This window comes from Novosphingopyxis iocasae (assembly GCF_014334095.1).
Taxonomy (GTDB): Bacteria; Pseudomonadota; Alphaproteobacteria; order Sphingomonadales; family Sphingomonadaceae; genus Novosphingopyxis; species Novosphingopyxis iocasae.
In genome coordinates, this window is record NZ_CP060495.1 from 2506735 (window position 1) to 2522427 (window position 15693).

Consider the following 15693-nt stretch of genomic DNA (forward strand, 5'->3'; position numbering starts at 1 on the left):
GCGAGAAGGGGCCGGACGGTTGGCAGCAGGTCGAGTGATGATGGCCACGTCGTGGAAATACGCCGTGGCGGCCTTTTGCCTGCTGCTGATGCTGGGCCTGCTCACGGCTTGCGGGCAACCCACGCCACAGGAAGCGAATGAGCGCGCCCCTATCGATGACGGCCCGCCCCTCGTCCTCGCCGCCTCAAGCCTTCAGGAATCGCTGGAGGCCGCGGCAGATGCGTGGGCGGCTGAAGGGCATGCAAGGCCGACGCTCTCCTTTGCCGCAACGTCCGCGCTCGCGCGGCAGATCGATGCGCGCGCACCGGCGGACCTGTTCCTATCCGCCGATCGGGACTGGATGAACCATGTCGAAGCACGCGGCCTGATCGATCCGACAAGCCGAGCGAATTTCGTCGGTAACAGCATCGTGCTGGTCGTCCCGCGTAGCAGCGATCTTACCTGGAGTCCGGGCGGCGATCTGTCGCTGGCGCTGGGGGACGGCAAGCTCGCCATGGCAGATCCCGACGCAGTGCCCGCGGGGAAATATGGCAAGGCCGCGCTGGAGAGCCTCGGGCAGTGGAATGCGGTTTCCCCTGATATCGTGCGCGCCGAGAATGTGCGCGCTGCCCTGGCATTTGTGGAGCGCGGGGCTGCGGCGGCGGGCGTGGTCTACGGCACCGATGCCGCCGCGTCGGACAAGGTGCGTGTCGTCGCAACTTTTCCCGCCGCCTCGCATCCGCCGATCGTCTACCCGCTGGCGCAATTGAACAGCTCTCGATCGAAAGATGCTGCTGCGTTTCGCGGCTTTCTGCTTTCGCCAGAGGGGCAGGCAATCTTCCGCCGCTACGGCTTTACCGCGCCCTGATGCTGAGCGCAGCCGAATGGGGCGTGGTGGCGCTGTCGCTCAAGGTCAGCCTGACCGCGATGGCCGCGACGCTGCCGGCCGCCTTCGCGCTGGCCTGGGTTCTCGCCCGCGGGCGATTTCCGGGCCGTTTCCTGCTCGATGCGCTGGTGCATCTGCCGCTGGTACTGCCGCCGGTGGTGATCGGCTGGTTGCTGCTTATCGCATTCGGAGCGGATGGGCCGGTGGGCCGCTGGCTGGAAAGCTGGTTCGGCGTCACCGTCATCTTCCGTTGGACGGGCGCGGCCATCGCCGCCGCCGTGATGGCGCTGCCGCTGATGGTCCGCGCGATTCGCCTCTCGATCGAACAGATCGACCGGCGGCTGGAGGGGGCCGCGCGCACGCTGGGTGCCTCACGCATCCACGCCTTTTTCACGATCAGCCTGCCGCTGTGCTTTCCAGGCATCTTGGCGGGCACGATCCTCGGTTTCGCCCGCTCGATCGGCGAGTTTGGCGCGACCATCACCTTCGTCTCCAATATTCCGGGCGAAACGCGCACGCTGCCGCTCGCCATCTATTCGGCGCTGCAGGTGCCCGGCGCGGAGGCGGAGGTACTACGGCTCGCGCTTATCTCGATCGCGCTGTCGCTCGGCGCTCTGATCGCATCCGAAGCGCTTGCGCGACGCGGACAGCGGAGCGGCCATGTCTTTTGACGTTGATGCCACATGCCGGTTCGAAGGCCGGACCGTGGCCGCGCGCTTCGCCACCGGACCCGGCCTCACCGCACTGTTCGGCCCTTCCGGCGCGGGCAAATCGAGCGTTCTGAACATGGTCGCCGGGTTGCTGAAGCCGTCGCACGGGAGGATCGTCGTGGCGGGTGAGACCTTGTTCGATGAGGCGACCGATCTGCCGCCCGAGCGCCGGCGCGCCGGATACGTCTTTCAGGATGCGCGGCTGTTTCCGCATAAGCGCGTGGCGGCCAATCTGCGTTACGGCGAAAAACTCACCGCGGTTCCCGAACGCTGGATCAGTTTCGAGCGGACTATTGAATTTCTAGGGATCGAACATCTGCTGGGCCGCTGGCCGCGCAGCCTTTCGGGCGGAGAGGCGCAGCGCGTCGCGATCGGCCGGGCACTGTTGTCCGCGCCGCGCTTCCTGCTGATGGACGAACCGCTCGCCAGTCTGGACGGCGCGCGCAGGGAGGAGATCATGCGGGTGATCGAGCGCATACGCGACGATCTGAAACTGCCGGTCCTCTACGTCAGCCATGATCGCAGCGAGGTCGAGCGCCTTGCCGATCATATCATCGAAATGGGTTAGCCGAGGCCGAGGAAAAGTCCTGCCAGCGCCGCGCTCATCAGATTGCTGAGTGATCCGGCGAGCAGCGCCTTGATGCCCAGCCGCGCGATGACAGGTCGCTGGTTCGGCGCAAGGCTGCCGGTCACCGCCATCTGGATCGCGATCGAGCTGAAATTGGCAAAGCCGCACAGCGCGAAGGTGACGATGGCGACGGTGGGGGCGGAAAGCCCGCTCTCGTTCCCCAGGCTGATGAAGGCGACGAATTCGTTCAGCACGATTTTCTCGCCGAACAGCCCGCCGGCGCGGATCGCCTCGTCCCACGGCACGCCGATCAGGAACATGATGGGCGAAAAGATATAGCCGATAATACGCTGGAAGGTGAGGTCGGCAATGCCGAACCAGTCGCCGATTCCGCCGAGGATGCCGTTCGCCAGCGCCACGAGTGCAACGAAGGCAAGCACCATGGCACCCACGGCCACGGCCAGCTTCACACCCGTCTGCGCGCCTTGGCTGGCGGCCATGATGATGTTTTCCGCACGCTCCTCCTCGATCGGCGCGGCTTCCACTTCGGTGGTGGTGGCGACCGCATCGGGGTGCCCGCGGGGCAGATCGGTGCCGTCGGTCAGCTCCGATTTCTCGCGATGCGGATCGCGCAGCGTCATCGGCTTGTGGCTGGGCTTCAGCTCGTCCGGCATCATCATCTTGGCCATCAAGATGCCGCCCGGCGCGCTCATAAAGGCGGCGGCGAGCAGATAGTCGATGCGAATGCCCATGGCGGCGTAAGCAGCGAGGATCGTGCCGGCGACGCCCGCCATGCCGACGCTCATCACCGTGAACAGCTGCTGCGGACTAAGATTGGCGAGATAGGGGCGGATGACGAGCGGCGATTCGCTCTGCCCGACGAAGATGTTCGCCGCCGCGCACAGGCTTTCCACCTTACTGATGCCGGTAACGCGTTCCAGCGCGCCGCCGATCCAGCGGATCACGAACTGCATCACTTTCAGATAATAGAGCACGGAAATCAGCGAGGCGAAGAAGATGATCACCGGAAGCGCCGCGATGGCGAAGCTGTTGCCGCCGATTTCCGGCGCGGCGAGCGGGCCGAACAGGAACTGTGTGCCCGCCTCCGCATAGCCCAGCAGGTTGGAAACGCCGCGCGCCAGGAACTGCAGCACGTCATTGCCCCACGGTACGTACAGCACCAGCGCGGCAAAGCCGGCCTGCAATGCGAATGCGGCGCCCACGACGCGCAGACGGATCGCGCGGCGGTTGGACGACAGCGCAAAGGCGATGAGCAGGATCAGCGCGATCCCGCACAGGCTATAGAATATGCGCATCGATTCGAGGGGCCCCTTCGCCGCTTCGCTCCGTGCGCCGTCTTTGCGGTTTCGTGACATAAACGCAAGGACGCGCTTGCGGGCGCGGCCATTCTGCCGCTAGCAGCGGCTTCATGGAAACACCCGCCGGTTCGCGGCTGATGCCGCTGTCACTGTTCGTCTTCGCGCTGTTCTACGGCGGCATGACCGTGCTGTCCGGCGTGCTGGGCAACAAGCAGGTGGCCCTGGGGCCGCTTGCCGTGGAGGCGGGCATCTTCGGCTTTTTGCTGCTGGTCGTCCTGTCCAGCGCGGTGGCCGAACTGCACGGGCGCAAGGCGGCGAACCGCCTCGTCCTGATCGGCTTTGCGCCGCTCGTCGGATCGATGCTGCTGATCCTGCTCGTCCTCGGCCTCCCGGCTGCGAAGGATATGGACCCGGCGCGGCTGGAAGGCTTTCAGCTGATCCTGGGGCAAAGCCCGCGGCTGATGGTGGCCGGCATTATCGCCTACGGCATCTCGCAATTCCTGAACGTCACTATCTTCAGCGCCCTGCGAGGGCGAGAGGGCAGCCGCTTTCTGGCCTTCCGCGGCGCGGTGGGCAGCGCGCTCAGCCAGATCGTGGACACATTGCTATTCATCACGATCGCTTTCTACGGCGTGTTTCCCATCTGGGAGCTGCTGCTCGGCCAGATGCTGGCCAAGGTGACGTTGTCGATCGTCGTGGTGCCGTTTCTGATTGTCGGCGCGGTGAAGCTGGGCCGCTGGCTCGATGGAAAGCCTCTTCTATGACGCACGATCGCGCGATGCTGCAAAAGGCCGAAACGCTGGCCGAGGCGCTGCCCTATTTGCAGGCCTATGCCGGCCGTACCTTCGTGGTGAAATATGGCGGCCACGCGATGGGCGATGCCGATCTGGCGCGCGCCTTTGCCGAGGATGTGGTGCTGCTGAAGGCGGTCGGCATCAATCCGGTGGTGGTGCATGGCGGCGGCCCTCAGATCGGCGCGATGCTGAAACGCACCGGCGTGGAGAGCGAGTTCGTCGATGGCTTGCGCGTCACCGATGCCGCGACCGCGGAGATTGCCGAAATGGTGCTGTCCGGCGCGATCAACAAGCAGTTGGTCGGCTGGATCAACGCGGCGGGCGGCAAGGCGGTGGGCCTGTCCGGCAAAGACGCAAACCTCGTTACCGCAACCAAGCTGTCCCGCACCACGCGCGATCCCGACAGCAATATCGAACGGGTGGTCGATCTCGGTTTCGTGGGTGAACCTTCGAAGATCGATCGTACCATCGTCGATACACTGACCGGTGCCGGCATGATCCCGGTGATCGCGCCGATCGGTGCGGGCGAAGACGGCCATAGCTACAATATCAACGCGGACACCATGGCGGGCGCCATCGCCGGCGCGCTGGAGGCGGCGCGATTGTTCCTTCTGACGGATGTTGCCGGCGTTCTCGATGCGGATAAGCAGTTGCTCACCGATCTAAATCCGTCGCAGATCGGAAAGCTGACCGATCAGGGCGTGATCTCGGGCGGCATGATTCCGAAGCTCGAAACCTGCGTGCAGGCAGTCGAAGGCGGAGTGGACGCCGCTGTCATCCTGGACGGTCGGGTGCCGCATGCGATGCTGATCGAAATGTTCACCCGCCGCGGTGCCGGTACGCTGATCCGGCTAAGCGAGGCGGCGGGCTGAGGGAACATCGTGCGCTGCGCATGGGTTGATGGCGCAAGCATGTTCTGATGTGGAGTTTTTCCGTGCGCGCCATTTTCCTCCTTGCCCCCCTTATGCTCGCAGCGTGCAATTCCGGGACGGTCGAGCAGCCCGCAAAGGATGCCTCGGAAACGCCGCAGACGGCGGAGATGCCGACGTCAGCAACCCTGCCCACCCCGCAACCTTCACCGGCAGCGACGCCTCAGCCCGCATCCTCCGCCGAAGAGGCGAGCAGTCCGGCCGATATGGCGCCCGCTGAGCTGGGACCGGCAGCCGAAAAGGGCGAAAAAGGCGCGCGCAATGTGCTGCTGTTCTGGGGCACCGCGCTGGAGCAGAAGCAGTTCGCCAAGGCGTGGGCGCAGTTCGGTGAGGACGGAAAACGCAGCGGCATGAGCCAGCAGCAATATGCCGAGAGCTTCGCGCCCTATGACACCATCACCGTCGCAATGCCGAACGGCCGGATGGAGGGCGCGGCTGGCAGCCTCTATTACACCGCGCCGACGACCATCACCGGCACACTGAAATCAGGCGGAAATTACAAGCTGCAAGGACCCGTTATTTTGCGCCGCGTGGACGATGTGCCGGGCGCGACGGCCGAGCAGCTCCGTTGGCATATCTATTCGGCAGACCTGAAGCGCGTCGATTGAGCCTCCTGCGAACGCGGAGTTTGCGGACGCAGCCTTGACGGCGCGTCAAGGCGTCTTACCTCGCTAAAACAGTTGATGCCGCCGCGGGCCTCGCCTAGTGGCGGGCGCAATCCAGCGGAGTCGCCATGCTTACCTTCTTGGGAATCCTAATCCAGATCCTCGGGCTGCTTTCCAGCATCCTGATCACGGTCGTCATCGTTCAGTTCGTCCTCAGCCTGCTGATCGCGTTCAACGTGGTCAGCATGTCCAACCAGTTCGTGTCCGCGATCTATCAATCGCTGAATATGATCCTCGACCCCGTGCTGCGCCCGATCCGCCGGATCATGCCGGATACGGGCATGATCGACTTCTCGCCGATCGTGCTGATCTTCGGACTGCGCGTGCTGATGATCATCCTCGAAGGCATCGCCAGTTCCATTGCCAGCGGAGCTTGACGCATGACATCCGATCGCCTGATCGACGGCAAGGCTTTTGCCGCTGACCTGCGCGCGCGCGTGGGCGCGCTCGTGCCCGCGTTTCGGGACCATGCGGGCCGCGCGCCCGGTCTCGCCGTGGTATTGGTGGGGGAAGACCCGGCCAGCGCCGTCTATGTCCGCTCCAAGGGCAAGGCGACGCGCGAGGCGGGCATGGAAAGCTTCGAGCACCGCCTGAACGACGACGTATCGCAGGAAGAGCTGATCGGCCTGGTTCAGCGGCTTAACGCGGACGAGACGGTGGACGGTATCCTCGTACAGCTGCCCCTGCCCGATCATATCGATGACAAGGCCGTGATTGCCGCGATCGATCCGGACAAGGATGTCGACGGCTTCCATGTCGTCAACGCAGGCCGCCTGGCGGTGGGCGAAGATGCGATGGTGCCGTGCACCCCGCTCGGTTGCCTGATGCTGCTGCGAGACCGGCTGGGCGATCTTTCGGGACTCGATGCCGTGGTCATCGGCCGCTCCAACATCGTCGGCAAGCCAATGGCCCAGCTGCTGCTGCGCGAAAATTGCACCGTTACCATGGCGCATAGCCGCACGCGCGATCTGGAGGCGGTGGTGCGCCGCGCAGACATCGTCGTCGCCGGCGTGGGCCGGGCGGAGATGGTGCGCGGGAATTGGCTGAAGCCGGGCGCGACCGTGATCGATGTCGGCATCAACCGCGTACCCGGCAGCGAAGAGGGAAAGACGCGGCTGGTGGGCGATGTTGCCACCGCCGAGGCGCTGGACCATGTCGGCGCGATCACGCCGGTTCCCGGCGGCGTCGGGCCGATGACGATCGCCTGTCTGCTCCGCAACACCCTGGTGGCCGCGCACCGCCGCGCCGGCCTGGGCGATCCCGAAGGGCTGTGAAACGCGCGCTGACCCTGATGCTGCTGGCCGGGCTTGCCGCCTGCGCGAGCGGCCCCGGTTCGCGGCGCGGCGAGCGGGCACCGGACGGCCAGCGCGTGCTGCGCGGCTATGACGGCTCACAGCTCGAACGCACCGCCAGTCCCAGCGCGCTCGTCGCCGAGCAGATCGCGCTGAGCCAGGCCGCGCGGGAGGACGGGCAGTGGACTGCGCTGCGCGATTTTGCCGCCGCCGACGCGGTCATGTTCGTGCCGCAGCTGGTGCGGGCGCAGGACTGGCTGAACGGGCGCGCCGATCCGGCAGCGGCCATGCGCTGGCAGCCGCATGAAGTCGTCATGTCCTGCGACGGGCGCACCGGCGCCACCACCGGCGCGATGCAGCGTCTGGATGGCAGCTTCGGTTATTATACGACCATCTGGCACCGTCCCTATACGCGCAGCGGTAAATGGGGCTGGGTGCTGACCCATGAGGCGACGCTAACCACGCCGCGACCCGAGCCCGATTTCGTGCGCACCCGCATCGGTGATTGCCGCGGCGATGTGCCCACTGTGACACAGAATGCCGCGCCGACTGCAAACAGCATCGAAGGCCGGTCGGATGACCGGACGATCGTCTGGCGCGCTATGGTGCAGCCCGATGGCAGCCGTCAGGTCATCGTCGATCTGTGGCAGGGTTCGGGGTACGAGACGGTGATCGACGACCGCGTCGCCGCGCCGCAGGGGAATGGAGCCTGATATGGTCGAACTGTTTGTCTCCGCCTTCATCACCTTTTTCGTGGTGATCGATCCGCCCGGCTGCGCACCGATCTACGCGAGCCTGACCAGCGCCGCGAGCGCGGCGCAGCGCCGCGCGATGGCGATCCGCGCAATCGTCGTCTCGCTCGCGATCCTGCTGGTCTTCGCCATGTTCGGGGAAAAGCTGCTAGGCGCGCTCGGCATCAGCCTCGATGCATTTCGCGTCGCGGGCGGCATCATGCTGTTCCTCATCGCACTCGAAATGGTGTTCGAGAAGCGCCAGACACGGCGTGAAGACCGCGCCGAGAAAATTCTGGAAACGCCGGAGGTGGAGGACGTCTCGGTCTTCCCGATGGCGCTGCCGATGATCGCCGGGCCGGGCTCGATCGCCACGATCATGCTGCTGATGGCGCGCTCCAACGGTTTCGAAGAGACCGCGGTCGTCCTTGTCGCGATGACGTCCGTGCTGCTGCTGACGCTTGTCGCTTTGCTGCTGGCGGGACCGTTGATGCGCATCCTCGGTGCCAAGATCGAGGCGGTGATCACCCGCCTTCTCGGTGTGCTCCTCGCCGCGCTGGCGACGCAGTTCGTGGTGGATGGGCTGAAGGCGAGCTTCGCCTAAACCGCAGCGGCTTATTCAGGTTTATTGCAGCGTCGCGGGATCGGTCGGTCCGTCGCGCGCGCCGAAGAACTGCAGAAGTTGCACGATCAGGCTGGCGCGCTCTGACAGGCCGCGGGCCTCCAGCAGCGCCTGCTTGGCCGCCGAATCGAACGGCACCACCTGCGCCGCTCCGTTGACGAGCGAATAGTCGTCCAGACGGCTGATCGATTCCCAATCGACCTGGTAATCCATCGATTCGGCGAAGCGCTTTGCTTCGCCTTCCAGCGAGGCGCGCTCGATGCTGCTGAGCACTTCTTCCTCTTCGCTTTCTTCCCACAGCTGCGCCTCGACACGGCGGAAGGGGGTGGGGCTCTCCACCTCCCCGATCAGGGTGAAGCGCTTCAGCCCGCCCAGCAGGATATCGTAGCGGCCATCATCATGCGCCTCGATCTGCTCGATCCGGCCCAGGCAGCCCACTTCGTAGAGCGGTGCCGGTTCACCCGGTCCGCGCGGCTGGATCATGCCGATGCGCCGGTCCCGCGCCATCGCATCGCTGATCATCGCGCGGTAGCGATCCTCAAAAATATGCAGCGGCAGGTGCATGCCCGGAAACAGAAGCGCCCCGGGCAGGGGGAAGATGGCAAAGCGCAGCGTCTCGCCGGAAAGCGGAAGGGCAGGGGCCATCAGCTGAACAGGATCTGCGAGAGACGGCGGCGGGTCTGCGCGGTCCAAGGGTCTTCCAGCCCCACGGTTTCGAACAAGGCAAGCAGCCGGGTGCGCGCGGCACCCTCGTTCCATTCACGATCCACGCGGATGATGTGGAGCAGGTGATCGGCTGCTGCATCGCGGTTGCCCGCGGCCATTTCCGCATTGGCGAGTTCGAGACGCGCGTCATGATCGTCCGGCGCTGCCTCCACCTTGGCGCGCAGCGCCTCCAGCTCGGCCGGATCACGCTTTTCCGCGGCAATGGCCAGCGCAGCGCGGGCGCGTTCGATCGCGGGATCGGCCTGCATCTCATCGGGCAGCTGGGACAACAGGCCCTGCGCCTCATCGGTCCGTTCGGCGGCGGCGAGCGCGCGGATCATGCCGCCGATCGCCTCCACATGCTCGGGATCCTGCTGCAGGATAGACGCGAAGGTGCCATAGGCCTGCTCGGCCTCGTCCGCCGCGAGCAGGCGCTCTGCTTCCTCAAGAACCGGCGCGAAATCGGGCTTCGCCGCTTCGGCCCCATCCTCCGCACCGCCCTCGATCGGCAATTGCTCGAGCAACTGGTCGAGCGTCTGCGCAAGCTGCGCCTCGGTGCGAGCATTGGTGAGGTTTGCGACCGGCTGCCCTTGAAAGATGGCGTAGACGGTGGGGATGGAGCGGACCTGGAATTGCGAGGCAATGAAGTTGTTTGCATCGACATCGATCTTCACGAGCTTCACGCCGCGATCCGCATAATCGGCGGCAACCTTTTCCAGAACGGGGCCCAGCTGCTTGCACGGTCCGCACCATTCCGCCCAGAAATCGAGGATGACGAGCTTCGTCATCGACGGCTCGACCACATCGTTCCTGAACTGGTCCACGGCCTTCTGTTCTTCGGTGGTCAGCGCGGCGCTCGCCATAATCGCTCTTTCCTCTTCAGCTCATTTCCAGGGCACCGGCATGGCGGTGCGTGCTTCCTGCATCATGTGGGAACCGACGGGCGCTTGCCAAGCCCCCGGGGTCTGAGTGCAACCGATGTTCGATTTCACGGCTAAAGGGCTTGCAGGCTGTCCGAAGCGCTGCTAACAGCCCGCCTCCACCCGCCGGAAAGTATCGCTTCCGGCCGCCAGAGCGGGCGTAGCTCAGGGGTAGAGCACAACCTTGCCAAGGTTGGGGTCGAGGGTTCGAATCCCTTCGCCCGCTCCAGTTTTTCCGAACATCGTTGGTACGTGGCGCTTCTGCGTCTACCTTGCTCGTGGCCGCATTCGCCGGGCGACGCGTCTTATAGTGCGCAGTCTCTGTCCGGCGCGCATGGGCGGGATGGCGAAGCAGGCCTGTAAGGATAACCTTAACGCCCGCGCAACTATGCGGATCGAATTGAAGAATCAGCCCCCGGATTCTCAGGGAGATCCCATGACTTTAAAGAAGAAGCTTTTCGCATGTCTTGCTGCGCTGGCGATGGCTACGACGTTCGTTTCGGTGCTGTCGCTTTGGCAGATGAACCACGGACGCGTGGCGCTTCAATCGATCCTCAAGGATCAGGTTGAACCGATGAGCGACCTGAAGATTGTGGGCGACAAATATGCGGTCGATATCGTCGATGCGTCGCACAAGGCCCACGCCGGCACGATCAGCTTTGCCGAAGCCGCCCAAACCGTAAGCGCTGGCGCCAAGGCGATCGATGCGAACTGGCGCCGATACAAGGCCACCAAGATCGAAGGGGAAGAAGCGCTTCTCGCAGAAGAGGCCGAAGCCGAAATGCGCGTGGCCGACGCAAATGTGGCGGAGCTCGAACAGATCTTGCGGCGCGGAGACAGGGAGGCGCTGGATTCCTTTGTTGAAAACAAATTGTATCAGAGCATCGATCCGGTGTCCGGCACGGTGGGCGATCTGGTTACGCTGCAGATCGCAAACGCAGAAAAGACAGCCGCTGGCGCGTCGGCGACGGCTCTGCTGAGCCGGAATGTGACGATCGGCCTGGTGGCGCTGGCGCTGCTCGTTTTCGTCATCTCGCTCTCGATCGTCTCCTCCAAGGTTATCGCTCCCGTTCGTGCGCTCGCCGATACGATCCGCGGACTGGCCGCGCAAAAGGGCAGCGCACAGGTTCCGCATCTCGATCAGCAGGACGAGATCGGCGATATCGCACGATCGGTGGAAACCTTCCGTCAAGCAGTGGTCCACGCAGAACAGGAGAAAGCTCTTGCCGCGTCACACGCCACCGAAACACTTGGCGAGGGGCTTTCCGCCTTGGCGAGCGGCGATCTGACCTATCAGCTGGAAGGCGACTTTCCCGAAGCCTATGAAAAGTTGAAGACCGACTTCAACGAAACGGCGGAAGCGCTGCGGACCACCTTGTCTCAATTGACGCTTGCAGCCACCGGCATCAATGACGGAGCCAGCGATATCCGTCAGGCGTCGGACGATCTTTCGCTGCGGACGGAGCAGCAGGCCGCATCGCTCGAAGAAACCGCCGCGGCGTTGGAGCAAATCACCGGCACCGTCGCGAGCACGGCGGCCAAATCGAAAAGCGCGAACAGCGCCGTGCGCACCGCGCGAGACGAAGCGGAACGCTCCGGCGAGACGGTGCGCAGTGCAGTGGAGGCGATGGGCAGCATCGAACGCACATCGAACGAGATCGTCGAAATCATCTCGGTGATCGACGGCATCGCGTTCCAGACCAATTTGCTGGCGCTCAATGCGGGCGTGGAAGCGGCGCGGGCGGGCGATGCCGGACAGGGCTTTGCGGTTGTCGCCTCGGAAGTGCGCGCGCTCGCCCAGCGGTCGGCCGCGGCCGCGACCGATGTGAAGGCGCGGATCACGGCGTCCTCGAGCCAGGTCGAAAACGGCGTGGAACTGGTCGGCGAGACCGGCAAGGCGCTCGAAACGATCATCGCGCGCATTGCCGAGGTCGACGGGCTCGTCTCCGAAATCGCGGATGCCGCCGATCAGCAGTCCACCGGTCTGCGGCAGATCAACACCGCCGTCGGCGAAATGGACGGCGTCACCCAGCAGAACGCGGCCATGGTGGAGCAGGCCACGGCGGCGGCACGCAGCCTTGCCGAAGAAGTGCAGAATATGTCGCAGCAGATCGGCCGCTTCCGGGTGCAGAAGAACGGTGCCAATGTGCGGGCCCTGCCGGTGGCGGCAAACAAGGCTCAGTCTCAGCCTCAGCAGCAGTTTCAGACGCGTCGTCCCGCCGCTGCCGCGCCGCAGGTCGTGGGCAACACCGCGCTGGCGGTCGATGAGGACGACTGGTCCGAATTCTAACCAGCCGAACGATGGCAATGTAGTCATGCTCGCCCGGGCTCGCGATTCGCGGAGTCCGGGCGGGACATGCGGCCGCCACGAAGGCGCCGAGGAGCTTATCCCCTTCGCATTCATTTGCAAAAGCTGATGGCCCGCCCGAAACCCTCCATGCCGCCGAAGGGGGATATCCTCGCACTGGTCGACGCCGAGGGTGGATTGGAAATACGCGTCTCGCCCGGGGCTTCTGCCGACGCGATCATATTGCCTGCGGAAGGCGGCGTTTTGGCCGTGCGAACCACCGCGCCGCCCGAGGACGGCAAAGCCAATCGGGCCGTTCTGAAATTGCTCGCCAAAGCGCTCGGGCGCTCCGCTTCGACGCTGGAACTGGTCCGCGGCACGACGAGCCGGAACAAGCTGATCCGGTTGCTCTGACCGAACGCGCGTTTGCGCAGTCGGATCGGGTGCAAGGGGCGTCGGCGGAACATATCTCCATAGCCTTGACGGCGACGGGCCGCATGGCCGACAGCGAAATGGTCAAGGTTCTTCGGTCGGCCCTGTGGTCGCGCCGGAGCTAAGACGGGAAGCCGGTGCAAAACCGGCGCTGCCCCCGCAACTGTAAGCGGTTAGCGGCGGTCCATTGATGTCACTGGCGGTATCGTCCGCCGGGAAGACGGACCGTCCGTGTCGACCCGTGAGCCAGGAGACCTGCCTTCGACGCCATAACGTCCACCGGCGGGGTGTCCGGTCTGGTCGCTTGTGCGTCATGTGCGAGCCTCGGTCCTTTGGCCGATGGCCGCGTCGGCGCCCGGTGCCCGGCCCATCCCCGCCCGCCATCTTCGGGGATGAAGAAAGAATGACCCTTACCACCACAACGCCCGGCTGTCCGCCGATGGCCGATCGCGAACACACCGGCGGCGACGTCATCCGCTTGATCGACACCATCTTTCCGTCCGATGCCAACCATCACGGCACGCTGTTCGGCGGCGTGGCACTGGCGCATATGGACAAGGTCGCGTTCCTCGCCGCCTCGCGTCACGGGCGGGCCCCTTTCGTCACCGCGTCGTCGGAAAAGATCGATTTCGCCGCTCCCGCGCGGATCGGCGAACTGATCGAAGCGAGCGCCCGGGTGGTTCGCGTCGGGACAAGCTCGCTCGGCGTAACGGTCGAGCTGGTGGCCGAAGATCCGATCTCGGCCGAGCGGCGGCTGTGCACGCGCGGGCATTTCACGCTGGTGGCGATGAAAGGCGAGGATAGCAGGCTCCCCCTGCCGCCGTTGCCCGAGGACCCAGCCCCGGTCGACGAGGGGACGCTGCGAATGGTCGACATCGTCTTCCCGCAGCAGACCAGCCATTACGGCACGCTCTATGGCGGCGATGCGCTCAAGATGATGGGCAAGGCGGCCTTCGTCGCCGCGACGCGCCGTGCGCGGGCCAGCATCGTCATGGCATCGTCGGACCGGATCGATTTCGCGTCGCAAATCCGGTCCGGCGAGATGGTAGAGCTGGCGGCGCGTCCCCTTGAGGTCGGCCGCAGTTCCATTCTGATCGGGGTCGATCTGCTCGCCGAGAACCTGCTTACGGGCGAGCGCCGCCACGCCGCCACGTCTCGCTTCACCATGGTCGCGGTGGACCGGGAGGGCAGGCCGCAGCCGATCGAAGGGGCCAAGGTCTGATCGGTTCAGCCGCGCAGATCCTCGCGCAGGAAGTCCGCGCAGCGCTCACCGATCATGATCGAGGGGGCGTTGGTGTTGCCGCTGACGATCTTCGGCATCACCGACGCGTCGGCGATGTAGAGCCCTTCGAGGCCGCGAAACTTCAGGCGTGGGGTCAGCACATCGGCGTCGTCCGGCCCCATCGCGCAGCTGCCGACGGGGTGGTAGACGGTATCGGAGCGGTCGCGCAGCATTTCGTCCAGCGCGTCGTCGTCATCGAGATCGACCGGATGGCGATCGCGCATCTGATATTCGGCCAGCGGCGTGGTCTCGAAAATGCGGTACATTTGCCGCACGCCTGCGCGCAGCAATGCGATGTCGCGATCGTCCTCAAGGAAAGCGGGATCGATGGCGGGCATATCGCCCGGCTCGTTCGATTTGAGGCGAACCGAGCCTTTGCTCTCAGGCCGCAGCACGCAGGCATGGCAGGAAAATCCGTGGCCCTTCACCTTTTCACGCCCGTGATCTTCCAGCATCGCCGGGACGAAATGATATTGGATCTGCGGGGCAGGGGCATCCGAATCGGCGGACCAGAAGCCGCCGGCCTCGGCATAGGGCGTGGTCATGATGCCGGTGCGGCGCAGGCGATGCTCCACCATGGCGCGGGCCATCTTCAGCGTCCCTGTCAGCGAATCGCCGATGAAATCGCGCGAGCGCGTCTCGAAGCTTGCCACATAATCGATATGGTCCTGCAGATTTTCGCCCACCGACGGCTTGTCGAGCACCACATCGATGCTGTGATAGCGCAGGTGCTCTGCGGGTCCGATGCCCGACAGCTGCAAAATATGCGGGCTGCCGAACGCGCCTGCGGACAGCACGACCGCGCCGCGCGCGCGCAAGGTTTGCGTCTCGCCGCCGCGCTGGATGCGCACGCCGGTAACGCGGCCGTTCTCCACGATCAGTTTTTCGGTTAGCGCTCCGGTCAGGACGTGGAGGTTTTCGCGCGAACGCACCGGATCGATATAGGCGCGGGAGGCCGTCCAGCGTTCGCCGCCCTTGGTAGTGGTCTGGTAGATGCCGAAGCCGGCCTGGCGCGCGCCATTGAAATCCTCGTTCAGCGGCATCTGAAGCCGGGCCGCGCTTTCCACGAACGCCTTGCTGCCAGGGTTCACCGAATGCTGATCGGAAACCGACAGCGGCCCGTCGCCGCCATGGAAGGCATTGCCGCCGCGCTCGTTCGATTCGCTGCGTTTGAAATAGGGCAGCACGTCTTCATAGGCCCAGCCGGTGCAGCCCATGGCGGCCCAATTGTCATAATCCCAGGAATTGCCGCGGATATAGAGCATGGCGTTGATCGCGGAGGAGCCGCCCATCCCGCGTCCGCGCGGCTGATGGCCCATGCGGCCATTGAGGCCCTTTTGCGGGATCGTCGAATAATGCCAATTGGTGTTGTCGGGCAGGAAGGGCATCATGCCCGGTGTCTTCACGCGCCAATCGTCATTGGTGCCGCCCGCCTCGATCAGGCAGACGCTGCGCGCGGGGTCTTCGCTGAGGCGTCCCGCAACGGCGCTTCCGGCCGATCCGCCGCCGACCACGATGACATCAAATTCCTGCATGAGCTTTCCGATCCTCTCCGCCGGCGCTTAGTGCGCC

Annotated in this window: 17 protein-coding genes, 1 tRNA gene and 1 riboswitch; of the genes, 14 read left to right on the top strand and 4 right to left on the bottom strand. The window is 64.9% G+C overall.

Annotated elements, in window-relative coordinates; all coding sequences use genetic code 11:
* Positions 1 to 37: 37 nt before the first annotated feature.
* From modA to H7X45_RS12015, 3 genes are read left to right on the top strand one after another with little or no spacing between them, the layout of a single operon-like run.
* A complete protein-coding gene (modA, locus tag H7X45_RS12005; RefSeq protein ID WP_246449456.1) occupies positions 38 to 847 on the top strand; it encodes a molybdate ABC transporter substrate-binding protein in 810 nt (269 codons plus the stop codon).
* Complete coding sequence (gene modB, locus H7X45_RS12010) at positions 847 to 1536, top strand: molybdate ABC transporter permease subunit (protein ID WP_187335089.1); 690 nt, start codon at positions 847 to 849, stop codon at positions 1534 to 1536. The genes modA and modB overlap by 1 nt, the downstream gene beginning before the upstream one ends.
* Positions 1526 to 2143: a molybdenum ABC transporter ATP-binding protein gene (locus tag H7X45_RS12015; protein WP_187335090.1), complete on the top strand. Its 618-nt coding sequence runs from the start codon at positions 1526 to 1528 to the stop codon at positions 2141 to 2143. The genes modB and H7X45_RS12015 overlap by 11 nt, the downstream gene beginning before the upstream one ends.
* On the opposite strand, the gene H7X45_RS12020 is transcribed toward H7X45_RS12015, so the two are convergent.
* Positions 2140 to 3459 carry a NupC/NupG family nucleoside CNT transporter gene (locus H7X45_RS12020; protein ID WP_187335091.1) on the bottom strand — a complete coding sequence of 440 codons (1320 nt, stop codon included), beginning with the start codon at positions 3457 to 3459 and terminating at the stop codon, positions 2140 to 2142. The genes H7X45_RS12015 and H7X45_RS12020 overlap by 4 nt on opposite strands.
* Positions 3460 to 3572: 113 nt before the next feature.
* Between H7X45_RS12020 and H7X45_RS12025 the strand changes: the two genes are divergently transcribed.
* From H7X45_RS12025 to H7X45_RS12055, 7 genes are all read left to right on the top strand, one after another.
* On the top strand, positions 3573 to 4226 hold the full coding sequence (locus H7X45_RS12025; RefSeq protein WP_187335092.1) for a queuosine precursor transporter: 654 nt from the start codon (positions 3573 to 3575) through the stop codon (positions 4224 to 4226).
* Positions 4223 to 5128, top strand: a complete 906-nt coding sequence (gene argB, locus H7X45_RS12030; protein WP_187335093.1) for an acetylglutamate kinase — start codon at positions 4223 to 4225, stop codon at positions 5126 to 5128. The genes H7X45_RS12025 and argB overlap by 4 nt, the downstream gene beginning before the upstream one ends.
* Before the next feature lie 47 nt (positions 5129 to 5175).
* A complete protein-coding gene (locus tag H7X45_RS12035) occupies positions 5176 to 5793 on the top strand; it encodes a hypothetical protein (protein WP_187335094.1) in 618 nt (205 codons plus the stop codon).
* Positions 5794 to 5918: 125 nt separating this feature from the next.
* Positions 5919 to 6227, top strand: a complete 309-nt coding sequence (locus H7X45_RS12040; RefSeq protein WP_187335095.1) for a YggT family protein — start codon at positions 5919 to 5921, stop codon at positions 6225 to 6227.
* Positions 6228 to 6230: 3 nt separating this feature from the next.
* Positions 6231 to 7124 carry a bifunctional methylenetetrahydrofolate dehydrogenase/methenyltetrahydrofolate cyclohydrolase FolD gene (folD, locus tag H7X45_RS12045; protein WP_187335096.1) on the top strand — a complete coding sequence of 298 codons (894 nt, stop codon included), beginning with the start codon at positions 6231 to 6233 and terminating at the stop codon, positions 7122 to 7124.
* Entirely contained in the window at positions 7121 to 7855 is a 735-nt protein-coding gene (locus H7X45_RS12050) for a hypothetical protein (protein ID WP_187335097.1), read from the top strand. Before folD ends, H7X45_RS12050 begins: the two co-directional genes overlap by 4 nt.
* Position 7856: 1 nt before the next feature.
* Complete coding sequence (locus H7X45_RS12055) at positions 7857 to 8477, top strand: MarC family protein (protein ID WP_187335098.1); 621 nt, start codon at positions 7857 to 7859, stop codon at positions 8475 to 8477.
* 21 nt (positions 8478 to 8498) lie between these two features.
* Here the strand turns inward: H7X45_RS12055 and H7X45_RS12060 are convergent, their stop codons facing one another.
* Together H7X45_RS12060 and H7X45_RS12065 are read right to left on the bottom strand one after the other, a co-directional pair.
* Positions 8499 to 9140 carry an LON peptidase substrate-binding domain-containing protein gene (locus tag H7X45_RS12060; RefSeq protein WP_187335099.1) on the bottom strand — a complete coding sequence of 214 codons (642 nt, stop codon included), beginning with the start codon at positions 9138 to 9140 and terminating at the stop codon, positions 8499 to 8501.
* The gene (locus H7X45_RS12065; RefSeq protein ID WP_187335100.1) at positions 9140 to 10063 is read right to left on the bottom strand and encodes a tetratricopeptide repeat protein; all 924 of its coding nucleotides are present in this window, start codon (positions 10061 to 10063) and stop codon (positions 9140 to 9142) included. The genes H7X45_RS12060 and H7X45_RS12065 overlap by 1 nt, the downstream gene beginning before the upstream one ends.
* 211 nt (positions 10064 to 10274) lie before the next feature.
* On the opposite strand from H7X45_RS12065, the gene H7X45_RS12070 reads away from it, so the two are divergent.
* From H7X45_RS12070 to H7X45_RS12085, 4 genes are all read left to right on the top strand, one after another.
* Positions 10275 to 10349: transfer RNA gene (locus H7X45_RS12070), tRNA-Gly, on the top strand.
* 207 nt (positions 10350 to 10556) lie between these two features.
* The gene (locus H7X45_RS12075) at positions 10557 to 12410 is read left to right on the top strand and encodes a methyl-accepting chemotaxis protein (RefSeq protein ID WP_187335101.1); all 1854 of its coding nucleotides are present in this window, start codon (positions 10557 to 10559) and stop codon (positions 12408 to 12410) included.
* A gap of 126 nt (positions 12411 to 12536) precedes the next feature.
* Positions 12537 to 12821: a DUF167 domain-containing protein gene (locus tag H7X45_RS12080; protein ID WP_187335102.1), complete on the top strand. Its 285-nt coding sequence runs from the start codon at positions 12537 to 12539 to the stop codon at positions 12819 to 12821.
* A 91-nt stretch (positions 12822 to 12912) separates the two neighbouring features.
* Positions 12913 to 13116: riboswitch (cobalamin riboswitch) on the top strand.
* 126 nt (positions 13117 to 13242) lie between these two features.
* Positions 13243 to 14061 carry an acyl-CoA thioesterase gene (locus tag H7X45_RS12085; RefSeq protein WP_246449457.1) on the top strand — a complete coding sequence of 273 codons (819 nt, stop codon included), beginning with the start codon at positions 13243 to 13245 and terminating at the stop codon, positions 14059 to 14061.
* Between the two features lie 5 nt (positions 14062 to 14066).
* On the opposite strand, the gene H7X45_RS12090 is transcribed toward H7X45_RS12085, so the two are convergent.
* Positions 14067 to 15656 carry a GMC family oxidoreductase gene (locus H7X45_RS12090; RefSeq protein WP_187335103.1) on the bottom strand — a complete coding sequence of 530 codons (1590 nt, stop codon included), beginning with the start codon at positions 15654 to 15656 and terminating at the stop codon, positions 14067 to 14069.
* Positions 15657 to 15693: the final 37 nt, after the last annotated feature.